General features: G+C 38.8%; 26 protein-coding genes. 13 read left to right on the forward strand and 13 right to left on the reverse strand.

The window, feature by feature from the left end; all coding sequences use genetic code 11:
• Position 1 precedes the first annotated feature (1 nt).
• Positions 2-2,155 carry a hypothetical protein gene (locus HQQ94_RS21820; protein ID WP_173296383.1) on the forward strand — a complete coding sequence of 718 codons (2,154 nt, stop codon included), beginning with the start codon at positions 2-4 and terminating at the stop codon, positions 2,153-2,155.
• A gap of 339 nt (positions 2,156-2,494) precedes the next feature.
• Complete coding sequence (locus HQQ94_RS21825) at positions 2,495-3,304, forward strand: DUF1460 domain-containing protein (protein WP_217274091.1); 810 nt, start codon at positions 2,495-2,497, stop codon at positions 3,302-3,304.
• A 50-nt stretch (positions 3,305-3,354) separates the two neighbouring features.
• Here the strand turns inward: HQQ94_RS21825 and HQQ94_RS21830 are convergent, their stop codons facing one another.
• Together HQQ94_RS21830 and HQQ94_RS21835 are read right to left on the reverse strand one after the other, a co-directional pair.
• Positions 3,355-4,986 carry a leukocidin family pore-forming toxin gene (locus HQQ94_RS21830; RefSeq protein ID WP_173296384.1) on the reverse strand — a complete coding sequence of 544 codons (1,632 nt, stop codon included), beginning with the start codon at positions 4,984-4,986 and terminating at the stop codon, positions 3,355-3,357.
• 293 nt (positions 4,987-5,279) lie between these two features.
• Positions 5,280-5,669 carry a cupin domain-containing protein gene (locus HQQ94_RS21835; protein ID WP_173296385.1) on the reverse strand — a complete coding sequence of 130 codons (390 nt, stop codon included), beginning with the start codon at positions 5,667-5,669 and terminating at the stop codon, positions 5,280-5,282.
• Positions 5,670-5,702: 33 nt separating this feature from the next.
• On the opposite strand from HQQ94_RS21835, the gene HQQ94_RS21840 reads away from it, so the two are divergent.
• Positions 5,703-6,581 (forward strand): AraC family transcriptional regulator, encoded by an 879-nt coding sequence (locus HQQ94_RS21840; protein WP_217274092.1) that lies wholly within the window; start codon positions 5,703-5,705, stop codon positions 6,579-6,581.
• Positions 6,582-6,608: 27 nt separating this feature from the next.
• On the opposite strand, the gene HQQ94_RS21845 is transcribed toward HQQ94_RS21840, so the two are convergent.
• Positions 6,609-6,932 (reverse strand): hypothetical protein, encoded by a 324-nt coding sequence (locus HQQ94_RS21845; protein WP_173296386.1) that lies wholly within the window; start codon positions 6,930-6,932, stop codon positions 6,609-6,611.
• Between the two features lie 411 nt (positions 6,933-7,343).
• On the opposite strand from HQQ94_RS21845, the gene HQQ94_RS22790 reads away from it, so the two are divergent.
• Together HQQ94_RS22790 and HQQ94_RS23175 are read left to right on the forward strand one after the other, a co-directional pair.
• Positions 7,344-9,788 (forward strand): immunoglobulin-like domain-containing protein, encoded by a 2,445-nt coding sequence (locus tag HQQ94_RS22790; RefSeq protein WP_173296387.1) that lies wholly within the window; start codon positions 7,344-7,346, stop codon positions 9,786-9,788.
• 73 nt (positions 9,789-9,861) lie between these two features.
• Positions 9,862-10,107, forward strand: coding sequence for an excalibur calcium-binding domain-containing protein (locus tag HQQ94_RS23175; protein WP_173296388.1), 246 nt, complete (start codon positions 9,862-9,864; stop codon positions 10,105-10,107).
• Positions 10,108-10,129: 22 nt separating this feature from the next.
• Here the strand turns inward: HQQ94_RS23175 and HQQ94_RS21860 are convergent, their stop codons facing one another.
• The 3 genes from HQQ94_RS21860 to HQQ94_RS21870 all read right to left on the reverse strand — a co-directional run bounded on the left by HQQ94_RS21860 (position 10,130) and on the right by HQQ94_RS21870 (position 13,244).
• Positions 10,130-10,483: a hypothetical protein gene (locus tag HQQ94_RS21860; protein ID WP_173296389.1), complete on the reverse strand. Its 354-nt coding sequence runs from the start codon at positions 10,481-10,483 to the stop codon at positions 10,130-10,132.
• Between the two features lie 151 nt (positions 10,484-10,634).
• A complete protein-coding gene (locus tag HQQ94_RS21865; RefSeq protein ID WP_173296390.1) occupies positions 10,635-10,958 on the reverse strand; it encodes a hypothetical protein in 324 nt (107 codons plus the stop codon).
• Positions 10,959-11,195: 237 nt separating this feature from the next.
• A complete protein-coding gene (locus HQQ94_RS21870; RefSeq protein ID WP_173296391.1) occupies positions 11,196-13,244 on the reverse strand; it encodes a S9 family peptidase in 2,049 nt (682 codons plus the stop codon).
• A 193-nt stretch (positions 13,245-13,437) separates the two neighbouring features.
• Between HQQ94_RS21870 and HQQ94_RS21875 the strand changes: the two genes are divergently transcribed.
• Both HQQ94_RS21875 and HQQ94_RS21880 read left to right on the forward strand, forming a co-directional pair.
• A complete protein-coding gene (locus HQQ94_RS21875) occupies positions 13,438-13,953 on the forward strand; it encodes a DUF2975 domain-containing protein (RefSeq protein WP_173296392.1) in 516 nt (171 codons plus the stop codon).
• 18 nt (positions 13,954-13,971) lie between these two features.
• Positions 13,972-14,190 carry a helix-turn-helix transcriptional regulator gene (locus tag HQQ94_RS21880; protein WP_173296393.1) on the forward strand — a complete coding sequence of 73 codons (219 nt, stop codon included), beginning with the start codon at positions 13,972-13,974 and terminating at the stop codon, positions 14,188-14,190.
• Positions 14,191-14,248: 58 nt separating this feature from the next.
• Here the strand turns inward: HQQ94_RS21880 and HQQ94_RS21885 are convergent, their stop codons facing one another.
• The 3 genes from HQQ94_RS21885 to HQQ94_RS21895 all read right to left on the reverse strand — a co-directional run bounded on the left by HQQ94_RS21885 (position 14,249) and on the right by HQQ94_RS21895 (position 16,334).
• The gene (locus HQQ94_RS21885; protein WP_173296394.1) at positions 14,249-15,232 is read right to left on the reverse strand and encodes a hypothetical protein; all 984 of its coding nucleotides are present in this window, start codon (positions 15,230-15,232) and stop codon (positions 14,249-14,251) included.
• Between the two features lie 16 nt (positions 15,233-15,248).
• Complete coding sequence (locus HQQ94_RS21890; RefSeq protein ID WP_173296395.1) at positions 15,249-15,698, reverse strand: type III secretion system chaperone; 450 nt, start codon at positions 15,696-15,698, stop codon at positions 15,249-15,251.
• 246 nt (positions 15,699-15,944) lie between these two features.
• Positions 15,945-16,334 carry a cupin domain-containing protein gene (locus HQQ94_RS21895; RefSeq protein WP_173296396.1) on the reverse strand — a complete coding sequence of 130 codons (390 nt, stop codon included), beginning with the start codon at positions 16,332-16,334 and terminating at the stop codon, positions 15,945-15,947.
• A 33-nt stretch (positions 16,335-16,367) separates the two neighbouring features.
• Here HQQ94_RS21895 and HQQ94_RS22940 point away from each other — a divergent pair, with 33 nt between their 5' ends.
• The 3 genes from HQQ94_RS22940 to HQQ94_RS21905 all read left to right on the forward strand — a co-directional run bounded on the left by HQQ94_RS22940 (position 16,368) and on the right by HQQ94_RS21905 (position 17,410).
• A complete protein-coding gene (locus tag HQQ94_RS22940) occupies positions 16,368-16,502 on the forward strand; it encodes a hypothetical protein (protein ID WP_302051861.1) in 135 nt (44 codons plus the stop codon).
• Positions 16,465-16,611 (forward strand): helix-turn-helix domain-containing protein, encoded by a 147-nt coding sequence (locus tag HQQ94_RS21900; RefSeq protein ID WP_309247292.1) that lies wholly within the window; start codon positions 16,465-16,467, stop codon positions 16,609-16,611. Before HQQ94_RS22940 ends, HQQ94_RS21900 begins: the two co-directional genes overlap by 38 nt.
• Positions 16,612-16,675: 64 nt before the next feature.
• Positions 16,676-17,410, forward strand: coding sequence for a metallophosphoesterase (locus tag HQQ94_RS21905; protein ID WP_173296398.1), 735 nt, complete (start codon positions 16,676-16,678; stop codon positions 17,408-17,410).
• A gap of 504 nt (positions 17,411-17,914) precedes the next feature.
• On the opposite strand, the gene HQQ94_RS21910 is transcribed toward HQQ94_RS21905, so the two are convergent.
• From HQQ94_RS21910 to HQQ94_RS21925, 4 genes are all read right to left on the reverse strand, one after another.
• Complete coding sequence (locus HQQ94_RS21910) at positions 17,915-18,205, reverse strand: type II toxin-antitoxin system RelE/ParE family toxin (protein ID WP_254304126.1); 291 nt, start codon at positions 18,203-18,205, stop codon at positions 17,915-17,917.
• Entirely contained in the window at positions 18,198-18,479 is a 282-nt protein-coding gene (locus tag HQQ94_RS21915) for a type II toxin-antitoxin system ParD family antitoxin (protein ID WP_173296400.1), read from the reverse strand. The genes HQQ94_RS21910 and HQQ94_RS21915 overlap by 8 nt, the downstream gene beginning before the upstream one ends.
• A 583-nt stretch (positions 18,480-19,062) precedes the next feature.
• Positions 19,063-20,715, reverse strand: a complete 1,653-nt coding sequence (gene groL, locus HQQ94_RS21920; RefSeq protein WP_173296401.1) for a chaperonin GroEL — start codon at positions 20,713-20,715, stop codon at positions 19,063-19,065.
• Between the two features lie 84 nt (positions 20,716-20,799).
• The gene (locus HQQ94_RS21925; RefSeq protein ID WP_173296402.1) at positions 20,800-21,090 is read right to left on the reverse strand and encodes a co-chaperone GroES; all 291 of its coding nucleotides are present in this window, start codon (positions 21,088-21,090) and stop codon (positions 20,800-20,802) included.
• 224 nt (positions 21,091-21,314) lie between these two features.
• Here HQQ94_RS21925 and HQQ94_RS21930 point away from each other — a divergent pair, with 224 nt between their 5' ends.
• The 3 genes from HQQ94_RS21930 to HQQ94_RS21940 all read left to right on the forward strand — a co-directional run bounded on the left by HQQ94_RS21930 (position 21,315) and on the right by HQQ94_RS21940 (position 23,836).
• On the forward strand, positions 21,315-22,655 hold the full coding sequence (locus HQQ94_RS21930) for an MATE family efflux transporter (protein ID WP_173296403.1): 1,341 nt from the start codon (positions 21,315-21,317) through the stop codon (positions 22,653-22,655).
• Between the two features lie 66 nt (positions 22,656-22,721).
• Positions 22,722-23,393, forward strand: coding sequence for a Qnr family pentapeptide repeat protein (locus HQQ94_RS21935; RefSeq protein WP_173296404.1), 672 nt, complete (start codon positions 22,722-22,724; stop codon positions 23,391-23,393).
• 68 nt (positions 23,394-23,461) lie between these two features.
• Entirely contained in the window at positions 23,462-23,836 is a 375-nt protein-coding gene (locus tag HQQ94_RS21940) for a hypothetical protein (protein WP_173292472.1), read from the forward strand.
• Positions 23,837-23,856 lie beyond the last annotated feature (20 nt).

Raw genomic sequence — 23,856 nt, forward strand, 5'->3', positions numbered from 1 at the left:
AATGGCACACTTTACCCAATATAAAACCCTCTTATGTTGTTTGGTTGTCTTCAGCTTACCTAGCTTATCAATGGATAGTTGTCAGTTTACCTCTATCTCCAGTAACAATAACTCAAATTGGCTTGAGTCAATTAACCAAGAGTTTTCTGGGTTTACAGCTAGCTCTAATTATGAAGACATTCCATCGCTATTACTGGGGACCACGAATGAATCCAGCCTCCCAAAACAATGGCAGTTAACTGAACAAATATTTACACGTGGGCCCAACCCTGATGCACTAACACCAATAGCAAATGAGCAGCTAACAGGTATTAAACAATTACTAGGTGCATATTACCCTTCTGAGCGTTTTTTAGTTGCATTAGGGGGACTGAATCTTGTTGCTGATGTGGCTATTTTAACAAGCTGGTTTGTTGATGTGATCACAGCATTTGAAGATGAAAGCTCATCAAATATACATCTACTCGCGACGTTTTTTTCTATCGTACCGATTATTGGTGATAACCTAGGTTATTATGATTACTTATCCCAAATAAAAACCTCGACTTATATTGTAAATAAAATAAATAACTTAGAGCATTACTCTTATAATATTTCCATACCAGAACTGGCCAGTTTGAGCAGTGAACAGTCAAAGCTACTGACGCATTATCAACAATTCCAACAGCATATTGAGACTCAATTTCAACGATTAGCAGATATTCAAATCTTGCATCAAGATAGCTTATACAGAGCAAAAGTGATGGAATATGAACATGTACTTGATAACCAATTCACTCACTTTGATCATGAATATTTTAAAACCAGTTTATGGATAATAAACAGTCGTCCTAATGATACATTTGGCTTTGCACATTGCCAAAATGAGTTAATAAATGTTAATGAAATCACCACTAATTTTCGCCTTTACACTACCGTTAACATCAATGAACGCATTGCTGCATTACGACTGTGCCAATACGATAATATTATATTGGCATTACAATCTCTATGGTATAAACAATCAAACCCAACGTTAGTTGAAGCTAGAAATTCATTATATTTAGCAGATTCACGCTTAGTCGACATCACGACTCTACACTTATCTCAAGCACGCGAAATTTATCAAGAAAAATTACTCTTAAATCTGCAGCAAACACGTGAACAACTATTATCACAACCCAGCATAATGCAATACCAGCAACAACTTTATACCAAGGCTCGCTATAATGCGATAACTGAGTTTTCACTGACTTATTTTAAACGCTTACCCAATGCCGAAGAGCTTTATACTGGCGAATTCTGGTTCGGTGAAGATGAATGGATTTGTGGCCTTTATACTTGCAACATATATGATAATCGTAAAAGAATTAAATTTATTGAATCACAAGACAGCACACTTAATACAATGAAACAGGATATTATCACAATAGATATTCATGCTTATTTAGCCAATAAAATCGCTCAAGGTTGGTCAGAACAAGAGCTAATGGATCCGTTAAAAAATTTGTGGAACCAATGGATATCTCGACATCAACAGCACATGAGCGATCGTCCATACAAAGGCAATATATCTTTACGCCAAACGCTCGAGCAATTTCCCAAACTGCATGAAATTTTACTGACCATAAATGAATCAATATCAGATGACGCAGCTGTAGATAAATTAACACTCCAAATGTATCAAAGCATTGGAACTAATGACTTTAGCTTAGCTTGGGATGATTTTGGTGATTTTATGTTTCCAGTATTGTATCAATTACACCAAAGCCAAACTGAAAATATGTTACCACTGTTATGGCAAAAAAAAATCTGGGAAAACACTCAACATGGAATGTTATTCAATGCCATGTTATCAAAACCTTACCTTTACTTATCCAGCGCACAGTGGGCTAAAGAACTACCTGGCCATGAAGCACGAACACAAAATAGCCTCTGGTATCTCTATCAAGGACAAACTGATGTGACCTATTTAACACAGTCATCTAATATCGACATTAACGATAATGTATATTGGAAAACGATCCTCAGTCAGCTGGCTTTTATAGCCGATTCTCCAGAGCTTCGCTGGAAACCAACGATTAGAAAAATATTACTCAATAACTTTGACCAACTCAATGAAGCACAAGCATTAATTACATTCGTTCAAGAAACGATGAATAAAAAACAGGAGTGAACACTCAAACAACCAACGCTAGACACCTTAAAGAATCAACCCTTAGGCTTAAATGCAAGTACCACTCCCAGCACGCTACAAAAGTAATGCTGATGTGGAAAAATTAAGAGCGCCTATACTTAATGTTATTGCGTTACCTTACTCAGAATGAGAGTATTTAACCAGTTAGCATTGGTGTTTTTCAAGCTAGTTGACACTCTATCGTCGTTGCAGCAAAGTGACACAAAAATTTAGGCCATGTTCCTGTATCCAGAAGCTTATGAATAATCGATACATTGTGAGTGAAAAACGATTCAGACCACCATCTAACCTTCAAAAAATTTCAGAGGGAATGGTGCAATGAAGTCTAGATTTAACCTACTACTAATAGTATCTTTACTGTCACATTTTGCCTTTGCAGGAACAAATATTCATTTGGCAAGCATTGATGAACATATACTCATCAAGCTGATGTCAGCTCACGTAGGTCAAGATGCAGGCACCTCGATAAAAAATGCGTCAGCCATATTTCTTGGTACTCCTTATGGAGCAAATCGCCTTATCGGTTCAAACACCGAAAAAGAACAATTAGTAATAGACTTAGGTCATCTCGATTGTTTTACGTACCTTGATTATGTCGAATCCTTGAGACAATCCGACAGTATGCTTACTTTTTTTGAAAACATTATTAATACACGTTATTCATCAGGGCAAATAGATTACCTTTCAAGAAAACATTTTTTCTCTGATTGGATCAGTGACGATCACCATAACATCACTGACGTGACTAGCCAAATAAGCCCCAAATTTAATACCGTTACCAAATATTTGAACCAAAAAAACAATGGTGAAACCTATATTGCAGGACTTAATATGTCACCAAGAAAAATCACCTATATTCGTGGAGTCGATGTTAATCATGCCGTGATTTCTAAGCTGAAAGACGGTGATTATATCGGCATTTACACCAATATCAATGGACTTGACGTCACTCATACAGGCATATTTATACGAGATAACAATGGCCCTGTTCTGCGGCACGCTTCCTCAAGCAGTGTTAATAGAAAAGTTGTGGACTCGCCCTTTATTGACTATGTCAAAAGTAAACCTGGGATCTTAGTTTATCGAGCGCAAGGGATTAAAAAAGCAAGCATAAATTTAGCTCCATAGTATTTGTGGTGTTAGTTTTAAAGACATAAAATTAACACCACAATAAATAGTTAATCGACATTATGTATAAATGACATATTGCGAGATAAGTACTTTCCTACATTATGCTCACCCTGCCATATCTCAACCTCAGGCACAATGTCACCTTCAATAATATATTGATTTCCATCATTGTCAGTATTAAATAATACCGAACTAAAGCGATCTTTTTGTTGCCAATTCCAAATTTGATCTAAAGATAAATGACAAAGTGAAAGATCAGGCAGTGAATCTCGTGCTAAACAATAATTCTGATGTTTTGCTGAGACATATCTTCCATATTCATCATATAAAAAGGCCTGATTTAAATCATTAATTTCACAATTCTTATATTCAAGTGTCGCAGTATCATCTCCAACTGACAAACATAAATCTTTTGCAGATGACTGTAAATTAACTGTCGTCGTGCCAAGAAAAGCAGGTGATTCCCAATTTATGTCAAATTCAATAGGAGGCAGTGTCGTCTGATAGGATAATTCATCCATTAGCATATATTCATAGTAAAAAAGAATATGACGTGATTCTGATACGGTTGCTTTATAGAAAATAGAGGTATCAATATAAAATTTACTTGTACCAACAGTACTGCCATCGACGCTAAACAGGCTATCAAGGCCAGGCGAGAAACCAGCATACAAAATTGGTGATAACTTACTGAGGTCTAATGGATTAGACCTGCTTGAAAATAATGATGTTTTATAACCACATCCCCTTAACACACTGCTTGTATACCTCAGTAAATCGCAAGCTTCTTCAAATCCCTCTTGCTGAAAACGAATATTTAAGCCGTTATAATATGGGTTACTGATCACACCTAAATCTTGTGTACTAAAGGTCATTGTCACTGAGTCACTAACTGAATATTCAGCAGAGGCACCAAAATCTTTAGGGCTTTTTAAGTTAAGACTCACCTTAAAGTTTTTTCCTATCGTATGACGTTCAGAATAATTTTTATTTTGATTTTCAGGAAAATAACTCTGTAAAGTAGGCATTTCTGATGCCGTAAGTTGTTCAGCATGAATGTCAATGTTGACGCTATCAAGATAAGCATTCGATAAATGTGACCAGACCCCCCTCACTGACTTATTAACATTTTGAAGAGAATCAAATACATTTTTACTCAAATAAATACCACTGCCAGCCCCTACACCACCATTATCTAAACTAATACGGACATACTTATTATCAATATCACTAGATAATGAGTTAAAAGGTTTGCTTCTGAAAGTAGACACTCTAAACAATAAATTAGCTTCTCCATTACATGCACTTAATGGATACAAAGATAAATGACAACCATCGAGCGTAGCAATCTGTCGCACTAAAAAATCATCATTAATAAAATTTTGTTTGTTTGTATCAACGCTAGTTAGGTTCTTTTTTATCTCATTTATTTTTTTAAAATCCACTTCATTATAAATAAGATTATAGACCACTAACCCTTTTTCTCTCGTTATCTTTACATAGGGAGAGTTAAATGAGACATCATCAGGTCTCAATTTCTTAGACTCTAGGTTGTTTGAATATTTTTTTAATTTTTCTTGATTATCGACTCTATTATAAAAAATATCATTTGATTCCGCATTAATGAGAAAGCTTAAACACAATAGTATTGTTATAATTAATGTCTGTATTATTATCATATAATTTAACCAACTTATTATTCAACCATAAAAAATCACTCACTACATTAAATCAAACCATTAAATATATGGCACAACAAAATGCATCGCGGAAGCCAAACTTAACAACAAACGACCACAAAAATCAACATAAAACGATGTTAATAAACACTAAGTGAGTATAAACGAATAAATTTATAGCTTTATATTTAAGTAAAAAATAAATATTTGATGAGATTTAGGTATTCACTTAACTCATTAATAAAAAATTACCATACCACCACCGTTAATGTCTGCATTTACTTTTATCAGCCCTATATCCAGATATCATTGGTCGCAGTTTGATCACTTACTGCCCCATCGTCTGTATTCAAGGTATTTTTAGGCTCAACCAATACCATTCTCACTTCATGTTCAGCATAAGGTTTGTGAACAACACCTTTAGGTACCACGTACATTTCACCGGCAGCAACCGTGATGTATCCATCTTCAAAATCTATTCTTAAGCTTCCTTCTAAGACAATAAATGTTTCGTCAGTGTCTTGATGGGTATGGAAAATAAAATCACCTTTAATTTTTACTATTTTGAATTGATAGTCATTCATTTCTGCAATCACTTTTGGCGCCCAGTACTCTGAGAAAAGGTTAAGCTTTTCGGTGAAATTGATTGCTTGATAATTAACAGTTGGTTCACAATTTGACATAACTAAACTCCTAAATTATTGATGAATAATGTAATGAGTAGCTATTTAACACCATTAGATTCAAACCGTATTGAACGTTTGTGCAAAACACCATTAGTCGATGCAATGCACAGCACAACACCTTTTGAAGGTGTTGAACTATTACAGGCATGGTTTGCAGCTGAAGCCTACGATAAACATAGACATGATACCTATGCGATTGGCTTAACCGATCTTGGAGTACAATCCTACGATTACCGAGGCGAAAAGCGGGTAAGTACCGCTGGCAAAGTGATGGTTTTACACCCTGACGAGTTACATAATGGCCATGCAGGATCTGATGCAGGCTTTGGTTATCGGATAGCCTATATAGATCCCGCTTGTATTTCTGATGCGGTTAATATCATTGTCGGTCGACCCTGTCCACTGCCTTTTGTAAAAGAAACAGTATCCGACAATAAAATACTCGCCAATGTTGTGCAGTTTTTATTTAACTCGGGTACCAAAATAACGGAAACGCTTGCTAAAGATGAGATAATTTTACAACTGGCAAGTGGCTTAATTGCCGCCGATCCTGACTGTGCTCGATTAACCAAAAAATACACTGTTGATGACCACGCAGTTGGTATCGCTCGCGAGTATTTATCACATAATCATCATCGGGTTATTCATTCAATCGAACTTGAGTCTATTACCGGTTTGACACGCTATGACTTAATCAGACAATTTAAAAAAGTGCTCGGTACAAGTCCATATCAATATTCTATTCACCGCCGCCTAGCAACCGCACGGGACTTACTACAACAAAACATGTCGCTAGTTGAAACCGCATTAGCAACAGGGTTTTGTGATCAAGCCCATTTTAATAGAATGTTTAAATCAACCTATGGCATAACACCAGGACGTTATACTGACATTATCAGTGCTAATTAATGCTTGGTTATTCGTGGGATCTAAGGATTACTGCTGTGGCAGTTGTGCTGCCAATTGGCTTTGATTGTCAGCAATAACCTTGGCAATTTCAGCATCGCCACCATGTAACCACTCAAAGCACCGTTGATGTAAAATAGCCATAAGATATTCATCATGTATTTTGTATGATTCTTCACCAGGATCATCAAGGCTTTTCTCTTCATTAGCCCCCATTAAGCCAGCCTGCTCTACAGCCCTATTAATTAGTAGACTGCGATTTTCTAACAACATTTTAATGTCTTGTAATAATAGTTCGCTACTCTCACTCACTAGCTCACGCCATAAATCTTGTTGCTCTGGGGTTAGTTGCATAATGAATACCTCTTTGCTGACGACCTTAATCACTGTTTGTAATAAGGTGCAATACGCAAATCTTAGTTACAAATAGTATCAATAGAACTTGTTTTTATATAATTTAAAATCAACAATTATCATTTAATCATTTACTTACAATCACTTATGAAACTGCATCTATAAGCCACATCTTAACTATAACTATTACTCATAAAAACCAACAATTTTTATTTTGATTTATCACACAATTAAACGTAAATTACTTTCGACCAATGACAGCGCTGTCAAAACGAATTACCTCCGAGTCAGCACCGCTTATATTTCATGTTTTTAGCATGAAGATTAAAGGTCACTGCTTACTCCAGTTCTTAATGCTGGGTCATCCGCTTTACTCTGTCACTTTATGTTGTATGGGAGTTTAAAATAACAATGAACAAGACAAAAATAAGTAAAATCGTACTTGCCGTATCACTCGCACTGGGAGGCGGAATTTTTTCGCAATCGGTACTTGCAAATGCAGGTCAAAACATGGTTAACCCAACAGGAAATATTCTCGAAGGTTACTGGCACAACTGGTGTAATGTAAACGGTGGTGACGGCTATCAACAAGGTGCATCTGCCTGCATGGCATTAAAAGACATACACCAAGATTACAATGTCGTTATGATCGCTTTTATGAAAGTGTTTGCAGGCCAAACAGGACATATACCAACTTTTCAACTCGATACATCTTTAATGTCAGAGCAAGAATTTAAAGACCAAATTAGCGATTTAAATGCCCAAGGACGCTCTGTATTACTCTCGTTAGGCGGCGCAGACGCACACATTGAATTCCAAAAAGGCGATGAAAGCGCATTTGCCGAGGAAATTATTCGCTTAGTTGAGTTATATGGTTTCGATGGCTTGGATATCGATCTCGAACAAGCTGCTATCACCGCCGCAGATAATGAATATGTCATCGTAGAAGCTTTGAAAACAGTAAAAGCGTATTACCAAGAACAGAGCAAAAACTTCATCATTGCTATGGCACCTGAATTTCCTCATTTAAGAGGTGTGTATAATAACTACATAGAAGGTCTGGATGGGTATTATGATTGGATCAGCCCACAGTTCTATAATCAAGGTGGTGATGGTGTAAATGGCGATGGCACAGGTAAATGTGGTTGGTGGATAGCGCAAAACAATGATGAATGTAGAGAAGAGTTTATCTATACAAGCGCCTATAATATTTCTCAAGGTCTTGATGGATTTATAAAAATCCCTCATGACAAACTAGTATATGGTATTCCTGCAAATAAAGACGCTGCTGCTACTGGTGAAGTTAAGAACCCTCAAGATTTGTTTAATGCTTTTGCACATCTAGAAAATGAAGGTTTAGCCCTACGTGGCATCATGACTTGGTCTATCAATTGGGATATGGGCAAGGATTCTGCTGAAAATGCTTACAATAGCCAGTTTGTTAACACCTACGGCCCTTTTATTCATGGCGGTAGTGGTGATACCCCCCCGGTGATATCTGGTACTCAAGATACTGAAATCTCAATTAACACCCCGTTTGATGAAATGAATGGTGTCACTGCCTCAGATAAAGAAGATGGCGACCTCACCACAAGTATTACTCATGAAGGTCAGGTTAATGAAGCACAAACGGGGACCTATACGATTCGTTATCACGTCGCTGATAGTGCTGGCAACCCTGCCGATGAAACGCGCTTAATCACAGTAATAGACAACGGCGGTATCGTCGGTACTGCACCTGAAATTCATGGCATAGAAGATACTACATCAGTTCTTGGGCAGACCTTTGACCCTAGGTTAGGCGTATCTGCCATGGATGCTGAAGATGGCAATATTACTAACCAAATAGTCATAGAAGGTGATGTTAATATTACCCTTGAAGGCGCCAATGCATTAACTTATCGTGTTACTGATAATGATGACAACGAAACTGTTGAAGTGCGTAATGTCGAAGTGATTAATGAAGCCCCTGAGCTCGATGGTATTGAAGATGTGACTCTTTCTGTCGGGGAAAGCTTTGAGCCTCGTCAAGGCGTAACGGCATCGGATTCTACCGATGGCGATTTAACCAGTGATATTGAAATCGAAGGGAATGTTGACACCAATATTGCTGATATTTACACCTTAATTTACTCTGTTGCCGATCATAACGGTTTAATTACCAGCCTAAATCGTAATATCACCGTCACTGAACAAGGTCAATGTGGCGATGTTAATGCATATCCAAATTGGACAAGCAAAGACTGGGAAGGTGGCGAATTTAATCATGCTAATACTGGTGATTTAATGAGTTATGAGAGTATTATTTATGAAGCTAAATGGTACACAACATCTATTCCTGGTAGTGATGAGAGCTGGACATTAGTTGATAATTGTCAAACCGATGGCAATCAAGCACCAACCGCTATTATTGAAGGGCCAACAACGGCCAAAGTTGACGAGACGATAGTCTTAAATGGCGAGAGTTCTTCAGATGAAGATGGCACAATTGTCAGCTATCAATGGGCTTGGAATGGTGATTCCATGACAACGGAGCCTAATTTTAGCATCGATTTTGACGCACAAAACTTAGGTGAAAATATTTTCACTCTCACTGTGACTGACGATAAAGGTACAGACAATACGGTAGAGCATATCGTCACTGTGACCTCTGACGACGGCGGTCCAGAGCCTGGAACCTGTGATGATATTCCAGCTTATCAAACTTACGATCCTGCAACTAGCAATGGTATCTACATGACTGGAGACATTGTTTCCCACGAAGGTAACAAGTACGAGTCTCTTACAGATAACTTATATAACATCGAACCAGGCACTGCTGATCACTGGTGGAAGCCACTTGGTGCTTGCCAATAACATTGATTATTAAAATCTAGTGTAAGCAAAAGCCCGATAGCAATATCGGGCTTTTACTTTTAAATATAAAGCAATGGAAGTAGAATCAAGTGCACCCACACAGATAGACAAGAAGTTAGCCGAGACACCAACCACAAAAAAAATCGAATGGATTCAAACTAAAGAACTTTTTAGTTGCGAAGAAGGAAAACAGCACTGTAGTCAAATGCGTTCCTGCAGCGAAGCTAAATACTACCTATACCTAAAAAATTGTCCCTACACTAAAATGGACGGCGATAGTGATGGCATCCACTGCGAACGGCAGCATTGCTCACATTAAAACAAGTCAGCGCTTCCCCAACTTAAGTCAGTAGCTTACTTTTAACGCCCCTATAAACAGCTAAAACTTGGTCGTGTTTAGGTTTATATTCAGCAAAAAATGACAAACAAACTAGCGCACTATCTTGGTAACCTTCAGGCAAAGCCACTTTTAAATCCTTAGCAATGATCTGCACATAAGCCAATTGTTTCTCTGTCGGCAATTTAAGAGCATCAGGAATAGCTGATTGAATCGCCTCAGTAAGTTGCATAGTAAACTCAGGCCATGTATCCAAATCAATCGTCGTTTCTTCTGTTAAATATGAAAACTTTTTTTGTTCTTCCGATAAGCTATAAGCAAAACTAACATTACCTACTGCAAACTTAACTTGAGTCATGCGCTATCCTTAATTTATATTCTCACAATCACTAATTATCTCCAAGCCTACACTTACGTTACCAGCACTTGAATTAGTAATAGACTCCAGATCCACTGTCTGCAGCCTCTTTTTTTCACCCATAGTTTATCACTCATTGAGTCGCTGCTATTTACCCCCATACATATAATTTAAAATATAACAAAGCTAACGTGGCCACAATCAAGCCTAAAAAACCTAGAAAAACAGTCACTTCTCTCGGTTGATTATCTATTATCTCAGAAAAAATAATGACGCTGAATGAGACTATAGGCACGGTACCGTAAAGGCCACCCATTCTCGAACCTAATGGAATCTCAGTATTAAAAACTAGTATTAAATAAATTCCCATCAAGAGATGAGCAGCAACCACACTTTTGGTGATATTTTTTAAGAAAAACCAATATATAACAGCCATACTGGCCGATGGAGCAAGTAGTAATAAGAACATAGACAAATTGATTAATTCCTAGAATTCAACATGACTAAAAAAGCGGAATCCGCTGGTCATGATAACATCAAATTATGTGCTAACTTAACGCTATTCTGACATCTATCTTATAGTGTACCTTGTCAGTGTAACATTTAAAAACTTGTTCCCTTAACAACTGGCTACCCTCTTTTTTATTGGTAAAAAGCACAGAAGTCACATAGATGATAAAGCAAAGCTCCTAATCATTAGGAGCTTTGGCTATTATAAACGACTCACATCAACCTTAAGAGTATCGAGATGCTCTGCCAGTGTTGGCATAACTCTCTCCCCGACATTACCACCTAAGTGTTTAGCGAAAAACTGCTCCATAGCCATTATATAAGCCAATTTATTATCACGTTTACTAAAACCATGTCCCTCATCTTTTGCCAAAATGTATTCTACTGGCAAACCGTGTTTATACATTACTCTAGCAATATTATCTGACTCAATTTGAGTCACTCTTGGATCATTGGCTCCTTGAACTAACATAAGCGGTGTCTTGATGTTATCGACAAAGTTAATGGGAGAGCGAGCCTGCATATCGACTCTATCTGTCTCTATCTCGGGATCACCCACAGCACTGTAAAACTGTCCTAGATAAGGTCTAAAATGAGCAGGAAATGACTCGAGTAAGGTAATTAAACTCGATGGTCCAACATAAGAGATTGCAGCCTTATACAATTCTGGTGTAAATGTGGCTCCCGCAAGTGCAGCGTACCCGCCATATGATGCCCCCATGATCCCTAACCTTTCTTTATCAGCTATTCCTTGATTAACTAAGTAATTAGCACCATCAGTCAGATCGTTCTGCATACTCCCTGTACCCCAATTCTTATTACCTAAATTAAGAAAACGTTTACCAAAGCCTATCGAGGCACGAAAGTTAGGCTGCAATACTGCATATCCACGGTTTGCCAGCAGTTGTGCGATTGGATGAAAGTAACCTGAGCTTAAGGTCCAATAGTCTCTGGCCCAAGGTCCACCATGAGGAAGAATAATAGTCGGTAAATTTTTGGTTAAGCCTTTCGGCAAGGTTAAATAAGCTTGAATGCTTACCCCATCTCTAGCTTGATAAGTGACAGACTGACGTTTAGATAATAACTCAGGCTTAATCATCATCTCTTGCTTCAGCAATATGCTAACCTCACCTGTTTTAACTGTATATCGGTAATCACTGCCCATATCCACATCACTAGCAACGTGAAGCTGCCATTGACCAGTTTTTTCATTTCTGTTGGTGATGGTTATCTCCACATCCGCAGGGAAATAATCATTAATTTGCTGCCAATGTTTAGCAAAAGTATTATCTAGTGGATAAGTGCGTAATCGTCCGCCGTAATACGAGACAGCTAATGGTTTACCTTTATCATTAAAGAGCACTTCATAGACATCTGACTCATCCTCAGGATCTTTATGCAAAGTAGTGAGCTTCGCTTCTATTATATCCCAACGTAGCAGTTCTTGTTTATCACGCCCATCGATATCGGCACTAATATAAATCTGATGACTGCTCTCATCAAAACTCAAAATATCAATACTTTCTCCAAACTGAGCCTTAATTAAACTCGTCCATTTCCCTGCCAAGTTAGCGTACAGCTCGGCTGTATTGTCGGGATTACTGCTAGTACCCAATACGGGATCGCCTTGCTTATTGAGCTCTACAGAGGAGAAGCCGTAGGTATTTGAAAAAATATTTGTCATCATACCGGAAGTGACATCGAGACGATAAATATCCTCCTGGTCAGCTTTATCTTGATTTGATCTTAAAATCAAGGAGTTTGAATTTTCTTTTAGCTGCTTAAGTAGCTCATATTCCACCTTCTTGTTACTGGTTAAAGCCGTTACTTTTACAGCAGGCTTAGCTTGACTGGTATCCAAAGTGAGCTTATATACCTGAGTATTTTCATTTCCAGCTGTATCTCGTAGGAAAAAAATATCATTGCTGTCAATTGACCAACGAAAACTATGAATCGGATCTTTTGATGTCGTTATTGCAAAAGCCGCATCGAGCTCGGCTCCCGCTGGCATAAGATAGATATTTTTTGCCCCCTGATACTCTTTAAAAAAAGCCAGCCATTTACCATCACTCGATACCGTAAGCTGACTGATGTCTTGTTCATTAAAAAATGATTCAATCGGAATTAACGGGACTTGCTGAACCTGTTCATTTGAATGTGATGGCGCAGATGTCTGCGAGCAACCCGTTAGCAGCAAACTCCCTGCAATTGCTGTCCATAATAAAGTCGGTATTATTTTTTTGGTAAGCATTATTTAATCCTTTAATGGCGATTGATAGCGAGGTTTCATCTGCTATCACGGCTAAAAGTATCTTTAACCCAAATGGTAAAACAAGCTTAATACAATATTAAATTATTGTAAAACGATAATTTAATATTATTTAACAATCAAAGCTTTCTGTCTGATATAATCATTATCACTCACGGATAAGGAACGGATATAAATGAATCCCAATATACAAAAGTTGATGAATATCAGTGGTTTTTTTAGAATATTTGTCTTAATTGCTACCGCCATTATGGTGGTTTATCTTGGTTATAATTATTTAATCGAAGATCAGATCCGCTTCTCCACTAGCCATCTTTTTCTCGAATTATGGAATGATGAAAGAGCCAACAAAGAGATACTACTAGCCATTCGCACACCACTATTTATCACCTTGCTTATTGGCGTTTACTGGTTACAAAAGCTGCTCGGTTATTATCAGCAAGGGCATTTTTTCGGTAGCGAGTCAATGAGTTGTTATTTGTGGTTGATATGGATAAAAGTGTTTGATTTTGTAATAGAAATAATCCAGCAACTTGTGACAGGCTATTACCATCAAACATTTTTTGAGCACACTAATATTGAACTAACCATAGATTTTGGAAAAATAACCACCGTTTTACTGATGTTGATTATCGCTTACCTACTTAAAGCAGCAAAAGAAATTGAAGCTGAAAACAAAGAGTTTATTTAGATAATGGACCATAATACTATGGAAATTATAGTTAATTTGGATGTAATGATGGCAGTCCGTAAGGTGAGTTCTAAGGAGCTCGCTAAGGCGATAGGCATTACCGAAGCAAATCTGTCTTTGCTAAAACGAGGCAAGGTCAAAGGGGTACGCTTTGAGACCTTGGCCAGTATTTGCTGCTACTTAGCCTGTCAGCCTGGGGATATCTTGGAATATCGCTCAATAGATGAGGCTTATTGACAAAATAGCTATCATTCAGCAGTTTAAAAACTGCTGAATATCGTTTAACAACAATATATTAATCGTCTAACTTATGACTGTCGAAGACAACTTCAGTCGGTGGGAACATGTTACTGATTGGCGGACGCTCTTTTGTCCCAAACATATTAGCACCGAAGGCTGTCGAAGCCCAAGGATCGACAATCGATACGTCACCCCAAGTCTTGGGGTCGCTAATATCACTGCCCTCTTCTCTCCCCACTAATACATAAAGATGAGTGCTTGAATGTCCGCCCTTGAAGGCAACGACCTCAACTTTTGGGTTAGCCGTTGGGCTACCCGATAACCCCTCTAATAACTCTGATGCTGCAGAAAAAGCGAAGGTAGAACAGCAACCTGCTTGTGCTCCTTTTACTGCATCAGCTATACCTTTAAGCATCGATTCTGAAGGTGTATTACCTCCCTTGATGGCAATAGTCATTCCAGTCGATTTCATCGCAGCTTTGTGATCTTGAGCCTGGCGTCCCTTATCAGCAGCTAAAGATGCTAACCTTGGACCGGCTTTATTTTGATAAAAACTTGATTTTTTATCACCAAATGTACCTATGTCAGTACAGGCAAAATCACCGAACTTCTTTAAATCATTCTGATGAGCCTTCACCATGTCCAAACCCGTCTTAAAAGTCTGGTTGGACTTGGAGGTTTGAGCCACTTCACTCGACTCTTGAGCCGACGGCCAACGAGATGGCGTACTTGCTAATGACTCTAAACTCTTTAAATTCCCCATCGTTATCGCTTTACTACCATTTTGTACATTCTTAAGCATGGCTTCAGCTTGAGGCTTTGGAACGCCTTGCTTAACTAATAGGTTAACAACAACCTTTTTAGCATTTGTCTGGTGCTTTAAACGTGCAGATTTCGAGGTGTTTTTAGGCAGCCCCTGTTTTACGTAAATTTCTTTTCCACTCGCTCTTAATTCCTGACTATCTGCAGCGGTAGCTGAGTGAGTCGAGAGATCTTGTGTTAGTTGGTTCAAAGAGGCCAAATTAGAGGTGTTTATCATAGTGAGATTCTCTCGGTTAGACTAAAAAGATGTTATGGTTATCATTGGCTTTGGCTGCTGGAGCCTCTTTTTTTTCCAAGATAAAATGAGACCAGCTGATAGCGAGTTCCTTTAACTGCTGTACAAGGTTGGCAAGATGACTGATATCCACATTCAGGTGAGTACTGACCTGCAGGACAACGTCACTATTATCTGGGTTCAAAGCGAATTGAACCCCACCGGTATCCTTATAGAGAAAGTTATATTCGAGCAGTAACTTAAATAATTTTTGTTCATTATCATACTCTTCAATCACCATAGCCGAAGAAATTAACAACTCCTCCTGACCGTCTAGATATTGAATATCCATTTCTTGTTCATCGTCAAAAACAAGTGTCCAAAACTCGTCTTCATGGTTAATTATCCTGTTTAGCTCTAGTGAAGGGCCAAGTTCAGATAAGAGTAGATTGATCTTGTTTACAAACATGATTGGTCCTGATGATCTCTTTATGAAATTAATAAAGTTTTATCGTTAAAATAAAGGTTAGGCGTAAATAGAATACTCAATTTCCCCTGAGCTATTGGAGTGTATTATCAGTATTTCCTAGCTACGCATCTTTATACAACAGTCACGATTTTTGTATTTTTGGTCAAAAATCATCTTCAAACCACAAAGAAAAAAGCATCAACGAGTCAAGTTCGATTATTATTAATATCAGTCTTTCATCGGCACCTATATCCAAATATCATTGATCGCTGTTTTTTCGCTTACTGCCCCATCGCCTGTATTCAAGGTATTTTTAGGCTCAACCAATACCATTCTCACTTCATGTTCAGCATAAGGTTTGTGAACAACACCTTTAGGTACCACGTACATTTCTCCAGCTGAAACTTTAATGTATCCATCTTCAAAATCTATTCTTAAGCTTCCTTCTAACACAATAAATGTTTCGTCAGTGTCTTGGTGGGTATGGAAAATAAAATCACCTTTAATTTTTACTATTTTGAATTGATAGTCATTCATTTCTGCAATCACTTTTGGCGCACAGTACTCTGAGAAAAGGTTAAGCTTTTCGGTGAAATTGATTGCTTGATAATTGACAGTTGGTTCACAATTTGACATAACTAAACTCCTAAATTGTTGATGAATAATGTAATGAGTAGCTATTTAACACCATTAAATTCAAACCGTATTGAACGTTTGTGCAAAACACCATTAGTCGATGCAATGCACAACACAACACCTTTTGAAGGTGTTGAACTATTACAGGCATGGTTTACCGCTAGTTGAAACCGCATTAGCAACAGGGTTTTGTGATCAAGCACATTTTAATAGAATGTTTAAATCAACCTATGGCATAACACCAGGACGTTATACTGACATTGTCAGTGCTAATTAAGCTTGGTTATTCTTGGGATCTAAGGATTAACGTTTATCAAACCGAGGCTGGAGTAATACCATAAGTGCAACAGACTAAAATTTATCAAGTTAGCGATTGCCACGTAACAGATAACGATGTACATCGTTTAATCGATTGCTTACACCATATAGAGCGTGCACAAGATTGTGATGTATTATTGCTCACTGGTGATATTGTTTGCAATCCCACTCTTGAACTTTACCTCTGTGTCGTAAAGGCGTTTGAAGATATTATTTCATGTGAGCATGTGTTTGCTCTCGCAGGTAACCACGATGATATTCATTTAATGAAGCAAGCCTTTAAGGGCAGTAAAATCAAAATAACCGATAAATTTAATATGGGTACTTACCAGCTAGTTTTTATCAATTCGAGTGATAAACCGATATCAAGCGAGGCCACTTTAGGCGCAGGGCGAGTGAGTAAAAAAGAGCTGTCTAAATTGAAAAAAATGACCAGGCATAAGCCATCTATCGTGATCATTCACCACCCTATTGTCGAAGTCGGTGCTTTATGGTTCAAAAATATCGCAATAGAAAATAGAGCTGAGGTATTGAAATCGATTAATAATAAGGTGTTTTCAATATTATGTGGCCACGGACACGCCTTTATGGTTAATGATTTTCATGGCGGAAAACAGTTTATGGCCCCCTCAACTTCATATGGATTTGATCATCATGTGGATGAATATAAAACAACCGATGACTACGGTCTATTATGTATAAAAATCGATGACACACTGACATCCATAAAAGCCACCCCGATTTATTTGAATAAGTAGTCGCATTCTATCGAGAGCATTTTACTTGTAAACACATCTCAATTTCGTCAACAAGTAGTGTGGCTTTAGGTCAAATAACGGTAACTGACAAAAATTACATCATGCCGCCCATATCAGGTGCGCCAACAACATCTTGAGTGACTTCACGGACCATAGCTTCGGTCGTGATCATTAGACCTGCCATAGACGCTGCAAACTATAATCCATAAAAAAACAACACAGGTAGATTTATTTATTCAAAAATGGCAACTCTACACCATTTCTCTAAATCACAAGTCATAAACAGCAAAAAGCCCCAATACCGTTAAGTATTGAGGCTTTCATCTATTTGTCTTTAAACTTTTAAGGGCTTTAGACCAGCAAGGCATTTTGCGCAGGGTAAATCGTGTTAGAGCAAGCCGCTCTTCATTTAATAATTGAAGACGAGTATCTATTTTGGCAAGTTTATTAATATGGTTTTCAGGCATGATGATAATTTACCTTAATAAAGTTTACCCAATACGGCTAGAAATGTTTCGAGGGATCCATGCGTTGATGAAGAATACGAGCAACATCAATACCGTTATCACTGATTTGATAGAAAACAATATGTTTTTCTACAGGAAAGCTTTTAGCGCCGTCATAAACGTCACTTCTTTCTCTACCAAAATCAGGGTATTGAGCTAGCTTCAATAACGCTGCATCAATAGTTTGAGCATACACCTTTGCCTGTCTGCTTCCCCAAGATTCAATCGTTGATGAAAGTATTTTGAATAAATCATCTTTGGCTAAGGGAGATAATTTATAACTAGACATTGTCATTATTACTTGCTGACTTGTTATCTACTGAAAGAGAAGCTTGTTCAAATATATCCATCACACTGTGCGTTGATACCTCGCCAGCAGCTAGCTGTTCGAATCCTTTAGCGACTTCTTCACGTAATATTTCAAGTTGCTGATTTTTAGCAACGTCTTTCTCAAATAGCATTCTTAATCCATCACGGATCACTTCACTTGCTGAGGTATATAAACCATCAGACACTTTTTCAGTAATTCTTCGTTCGAACTCTTTACCCAAAGTAATATTCATAATTAACACTCCAACTATTATCTTATCACATTATGCGCATTATATGCTCATAGTTCAAGTTCGAGTTCAAGTTCAAAGGTTAAAAAATAAACAATAAAAAGCCCTGACACCATTCGATATCAGGACTTTTTATTCGGTTTGAAGCTCTTAAGTGTTTAGGGGCTTTAGACCAGCAAGGCTGCTTGCACAGAATAAATAGTGTTAGAGCAAGGCGCTTTACCGCGACGTTTAGCTTTCTTAAACCAGCGGTAAAGGAACACTGCTACTTTAACAATAGACAGCAAAAAGCCCCAATACCGTTAGGTATCAGGGCTTTCATTTATTCGGTTTGCAGCTCTTAAGTGTTTAGGAGCTTTAGACCAGCAAGGCATTTTGCACAGGGTAAATCGTGTTAGAGCAAGGCGCTTTACCGCGACGTTTAGCTTTTCTTAAACGAGCGGTAAAGGAACGCAGCTATCACCGATTTAAACCAGCAAATTTGCGCAGGATAAATTGATTATGACAAGGCGCTTTAAGCGACGCGTAGTCTTTCTTACGCGAGCGAAAAGGCAACGCAGTAAGAATCAATTTAAACAAGCAAAAATTACATCATGCCGCCCATGCCACCCATACCGCCCATTCCACCCATGCCGCCCATATCAGGTGCACCACCAGCATCTTGAGCGACTTCACCGACCATTGCTTCGGTGGTGATCATTAGGCCTGCAATAGACGCTGCAAACTGTAATGCGCAGCGCGTCACTTTAGTTGGGTCAAGGATGCCCATTTCTAGCATGTCACCATAAGTGTCATTACCGGCGTTGTAACCGTAGTTACCCGTACCGTTCTTAACGTTATTAGCCACAACTGAACCTTCTTCACCAGCGTTAGTGGCGATTTGACGAAGCGGAGCTTCCATAGCACGTAGTGCGATAACCACACCGTGCTTTTGGTCTTCGTTAAGTACGTCAATATCAGCAATCTTGCTTGCAACACGAACTAGCGCAACACCGCCACCAGCAACAACACCTTCTTCAACGGCTGCGCGAGTTGCGTGTAGTGCATCTTCTACGCGAGCTTTCTTTTCTTTCATTTCAACTTCTGTGGCTGCACCAACCTTGATAACAGCAACGCCGCCAGCAAGTTTAGCCATACGCTCTTGAAGTTTTTCTTTATCGTAATCTGAACTTGAATCTTCAGCTTGGATTTTAATCTGTGCAACGCGTGATTGGATTTGATCCTGCTCACCAGTACCATCGATGATAGTGGTGTCATCTTTAGTGATGATAACGCGTTTAGCTGTACCCAAATCTTCTAGGGTTGCTTTTTCAAGCTCTAGACCAATCTCTTCAGCAATAACAGTACCGCCAGTTAGAATAGCGATATCTTGTAGCATTGCTTTACGGCGATCACCAAAACCTGGGGCTTTAACTGCAGCGACTTTAACGATACCGCGCATGTTGTTTACAACCAGTGTCGCCAGTGCTTCGCCTTCAACGTCTTCAGCAACGATAAGCAATGGCTTACCTGTTTTAGCTAGACCTTCAAGGATAGGTAGCAATTCACGAATGTTAGAAATTTTCTTGTCAACAAGCAAAATAAATGGGCTTTCTAGCTCTACACTGCTGGTATCAGGTTTGTTGATGAAGTACGGTGATAGGTAACCACGATCAAACTGCATACCTTCAACAACATCAAGTTCGTTTTCTAACGCTTGACCTTCTTCTACTGTGATAACACCCGCTTTACCGACTCTTTCCATTGCTGTTGCAATGATTTCACCGATTGACTCATCAGAGTTCGCTGAAATAGTCGCCACTTGTGCAATCGCTTTAGATTCTGAACATTCTTGCGACAATGATTTAAGTTCAGCAACGGCAGCAATCACTGCTTTGTCGATACCGCGTTTAAGATCCATTGGGTTCATGCCAGCAGCAACGGCTTTAAGACCTTCTGTGACAATAGATTGTGCTAAAACGGTAGCAGTAGTGGTACCGTCACCGGCAGCATCATTGGCTTTAGAAGCAACTTCTTTCACCATTTGTGCGCCCATGTTTTCGAACTTATCTGCCAGTTCGATTTCTTTGGCTACTGATACACCATCTTTCGTGATCAGTGGAGCACCAAAGCTTTTATCTAATACTACGTTACGACCTTTAGGTCCCAATGTGACTTTAACTGCATTTGCTAGCACGTTAACACCTGCAAGCATTTTTACGCGTGCATCGTTACCGAATAATACTTCTTTAGCTGCCATCTTTAATTGTCCTTTAAATTTTTTTAAATGACCTATGGCTTATGGAAAAGCCATAGGTATTGGAAAATGTCTAAACGAAGTGATTTAGCTCACTACAGCCATAAGATCTGACTCTGACAGGATAAGTACTTCTTCACCATCAATTTTTTCTTTCTTTACGCCATAACCTTCATTGAAAATCACAATATCGCCGACGCTAATGTCAAGTGGTTGTACAGAACCATTTTCAAGAATTCTACCGTTACCTATAGCAAGTACTTCACCACGAGTTGATTGCTCAGCTGCGCTACCTGTAAGTACGATACCACCTGCTGACTTTGACTCAACTTCAGAACGCTTAACTATGACACGGTCATGTAATGGACGAATATTCATCTATGGAACTCCTAATGATGTTATGCCCAACAAAAGTTGGCAGTTTTAGTTAATACAGCAATAAATTAATGCTAATTGTATCGCTTGATGTTCAATATATGGGGGACATCTAATTCAAACCCAAGGCCTTTATAAAAAAAAACTCTTTTTTTTAACGCAGTTTTATAAATACCGCCTCAATACTGATAGAATTGACCTCCTTCAGTTACAAGGCAACATGTCCTATGAAAGACAGACACGGGCTACTTACACAGCCAATTAGTCGTGTACTGCTAAATATGAGCCTCCCAAACCTAATTGGTATTTTAACCATTTTGGGATTCAGCCTCGTCGATACGTTATTTATCAGTCAATTAGGAACTGAATCTCTCGCTGCGATAAGCTTTACATTTCCCATTACTTTAGTGATTTCAAGTATCGGAATTGGGATTGGGGCGGGAGTATCAACTAACTTAGGCAGGCTTATCGGCAGTGGCCAAGCACCTGAAGCTAAAGTTTTTTTACATGATTCTTTGCTGCTAAGCTTCTTGTTAACCAGCATTATCGCTCTGTTTGGTAGTCTTTATATCGCGCCCTTATTTAGCTTGCTTGGTGCCAACAACACCAGTTTGCCACTGATTGATAATTACATGGTTACCTGGTATTTCGGCGCACCTCTTTTAGTCCTGTTAATGATAGGAAATCAAGGTCTTCGTGCCACGGGTGATACTCGTTCCCCTGCAAAAATAATGATGTTAGCAGCATTAATTAACTTGATTTTAGACCCCTTGCTTATTTTCGGGATCGGACCCTTCCCACGGTTAGAAATTCAAGGTGCTGCCATTGCCACGGTGATCTCTTGGGGAGTTGCCCTAGCACTATCGAGCTATCTATTGGTGTTTAAACGTCATCTAGTGGAATTTGCGGGCTTCAATATCAGTCGACTCAGATGTAATTGGAAGAAACTGGCGCACATTGCCCAACCAGCCACTCTAATGAACCTAATGAACCCGTTAGCCAATGCGATGATCATGGCCATGTTGGCACGTATCGATCATAGTGCAGTGGCCGCCTTTGGAGCAGGAACCCGCCTTGAATCAGTACTCTTGACTGTCGTGATGGCACTGTCATCTAGCTTAGTGCCTTTTATTGCGCAAAATCTAGGGGCTGGTCAGACAAAACGTGCTCGTGATGCGCTATTATTATCGCTTAAATTTATATTACTGTTTCAGACCTTACTTTACCTACCGCTATTTTTATTTGCAGAGCCAATCTCAAGACTCTTTAGTAGCGATTTGCAAATTATCGAATGGCTGAGCTTCTATATCATTGTGATCCCCGCAGCCTATGGTCCATTAGGTGTGATGATCTTATTGGCAACGTCGCTTAACGCTTACCATAGACCCATGCATTCCTTGATACTTAATCTCTGTCGCCTGTTCTTGATCATGTTACCATTGGCTGCATTAGGCTCATATTTAGGCGGAGTCAAGGGCTTGTTTTTAGCACTGCCTATCGCCAATACTGGGATTGGTATTGCCTGTTATATATTGGCGACCAAAATCTCGGAGCCTGCAAAAAAATAAGGCTTCCTACGACGAGTATTGATGACCTTCAGCAACATCCATTGTCTTCCATTAATAGGACTTTCTATGCAAGCCAGTCACCGAATATTCAAAGACAGAAACTTCAGCGAAGACGACCTGCAAGATGCTATCTTCGAATATTGTGAGTTTTATCGCTGTGACTTTAGTCGCGCGGATCTCAGCGATGCTAGCTTTATTGGCTGTAAATTTGTCGATCCAAATCCTAACCCAGAGTGTCAATTAAATTATTGCCGATTTAATTATGCCAACTTAACCAATACCAGTTTTAAACAGTGCCGGTTAAATATGGCATTATTTATCGGCGCTACGTGTTTTGGCATAGAAATACACGAATGTGATCTGCAAGGTGCCGACTTTGGACGAGCCAGTTTTGCCAACCACATTACCCATAAGACTTTCTTCTGCTCGGCCTTTATTACGGCGTGTAATCTCGCCTATACCAATCTAGAAGATGCCTTACTGGAAAAGTGTGAATTGTTTGATAATCGTTGGAATGGCGCTAATCTACTGGGGTGCTCAATGAAAGGATCTGATCTCAGTGGCGGTCAATTTTCACCTTCCCAGTGGGGAACCTTCGAACTTGAAGCGTGTAATTTGTCACGAATAGAGCTCGAAGGGCTCGATCCTCGCAATGTGAAACTGGAAGGCGTGATGATCAATCAATGGCAGCAAGAACAGCTATTAGCTCCCTTTGGGCTTATCGTTATACCCACTTGAAAAATGTGACTCTATTTACGTGCTAATGTAACCTCCATTCTACTGAACAGCAATAAACGGTGAAAATAATGAAAGTGACCTATATTATCTCCAGACTACTATTAAGCATGGCGCTCATCCTAGGCAGTACCCATTTGAGTATTGCCGCTCAACAAGATTGTGACACCACGAATACAACTTACCTTACTGGTATTATGATAGAGGAGATATCCATAGCATTAGATAATCCGGACCTATCAAGTTCATTAATCACTATTATGAAATACGGCACAGACTCTCGCTATTATGTGATGATCCGCGGGTGGCTAACTCAAGAATTAAACGGTGTACAGAGTCAATTAGATGCTATCGGTGAGAAACAGCAAGATAGTGAACATAAACAAAAATTCACTGAAAAAGTTTACTTTTTAAAACAAGCTATCCGTCGAATCGATTTAGAATAGCTAATCCACTCCCTTATATA

The sequence above is a fragment of the Shewanella sp. VB17 genome (genome assembly GCF_013248905.1).
In the GTDB taxonomy this organism is placed as follows: domain Bacteria; phylum Pseudomonadota; class Gammaproteobacteria; order Enterobacterales; family Shewanellaceae; genus Shewanella.

Excerpts from the sequence above, each read along its gene's own strand:
- HQQ94_RS21820 (WP_173296383.1), top strand. The coding sequence starts at position 2 with ATGGCACACTTTACCCAATATAAAACCCTCTTATGTTGTTTGGTTGTC.
- HQQ94_RS21825 (WP_217274091.1), top strand. The coding sequence starts at position 2,495 with ATGAAGTCTAGATTTAACCTACTACTAATAGTATCTTTACTGTCACAT.
- HQQ94_RS21830 (WP_173296384.1), bottom strand. The coding sequence starts at position 4,986 with ATGATAATAATACAGACATTAATTATAACAATACTATTGTGTTTAAGC.
- HQQ94_RS21835 (WP_173296385.1), bottom strand. The coding sequence starts at position 5,669 with ATGTCAAATTGTGAACCAACTGTTAATTATCAAGCAATCAATTTCACC.
- HQQ94_RS21840 (WP_217274092.1), top strand. The coding sequence starts at position 5,703 with ATGAGTAGCTATTTAACACCATTAGATTCAAACCGTATTGAACGTTTG.
- HQQ94_RS21845 (WP_173296386.1), bottom strand. The coding sequence starts at position 6,932 with ATGCAACTAACCCCAGAGCAACAAGATTTATGGCGTGAGCTAGTGAGT.
- HQQ94_RS22790 (WP_173296387.1), top strand. The coding sequence starts at position 7,344 with ATGAACAAGACAAAAATAAGTAAAATCGTACTTGCCGTATCACTCGCA.
- HQQ94_RS23175 (WP_173296388.1), top strand. The coding sequence starts at position 9,862 with ATGGAAGTAGAATCAAGTGCACCCACACAGATAGACAAGAAGTTAGCC.
- HQQ94_RS21860 (WP_173296389.1), bottom strand. The coding sequence starts at position 10,483 with ATGACTCAAGTTAAGTTTGCAGTAGGTAATGTTAGTTTTGCTTATAGC.
- HQQ94_RS21870 (WP_173296391.1), bottom strand. The coding sequence starts at position 13,244 with ATGCTTACCAAAAAAATAATACCGACTTTATTATGGACAGCAATTGCA.
- HQQ94_RS21875 (WP_173296392.1), top strand. The coding sequence starts at position 13,438 with ATGAATCCCAATATACAAAAGTTGATGAATATCAGTGGTTTTTTTAGA.
- HQQ94_RS21880 (WP_173296393.1), top strand. The coding sequence starts at position 13,972 with ATGGAAATTATAGTTAATTTGGATGTAATGATGGCAGTCCGTAAGGTG.
- HQQ94_RS21885 (WP_173296394.1), bottom strand. The coding sequence starts at position 15,232 with ATGATAAACACCTCTAATTTGGCCTCTTTGAACCAACTAACACAAGAT.
- HQQ94_RS21890 (WP_173296395.1), bottom strand. The coding sequence starts at position 15,698 with ATGTTTGTAAACAAGATCAATCTACTCTTATCTGAACTTGGCCCTTCA.
- HQQ94_RS21895 (WP_173296396.1), bottom strand. The coding sequence starts at position 16,334 with ATGTCAAATTGTGAACCAACTGTCAATTATCAAGCAATCAATTTCACC.
- HQQ94_RS22940 (WP_302051861.1), top strand. The coding sequence starts at position 16,368 with ATGAGTAGCTATTTAACACCATTAAATTCAAACCGTATTGAACGTTTG.
- HQQ94_RS21910 (WP_254304126.1), bottom strand. The coding sequence starts at position 18,205 with ATGTCTAGTTATAAATTATCTCCCTTAGCCAAAGATGATTTATTCAAA.
- HQQ94_RS21915 (WP_173296400.1), bottom strand. The coding sequence starts at position 18,479 with ATGAATATTACTTTGGGTAAAGAGTTCGAACGAAGAATTACTGAAAAA.
- groL (WP_173296401.1), bottom strand. The coding sequence starts at position 20,715 with ATGGCAGCTAAAGAAGTATTATTCGGTAACGATGCACGCGTAAAAATG.
- HQQ94_RS21925 (WP_173296402.1), bottom strand. The coding sequence starts at position 21,090 with ATGAATATTCGTCCATTACATGACCGTGTCATAGTTAAGCGTTCTGAA.
- HQQ94_RS21930 (WP_173296403.1), top strand. The coding sequence starts at position 21,315 with ATGAAAGACAGACACGGGCTACTTACACAGCCAATTAGTCGTGTACTG.
- HQQ94_RS21935 (WP_173296404.1), top strand. The coding sequence starts at position 22,722 with ATGCAAGCCAGTCACCGAATATTCAAAGACAGAAACTTCAGCGAAGAC.
- HQQ94_RS21940 (WP_173292472.1), top strand. The coding sequence starts at position 23,462 with ATGAAAGTGACCTATATTATCTCCAGACTACTATTAAGCATGGCGCTC.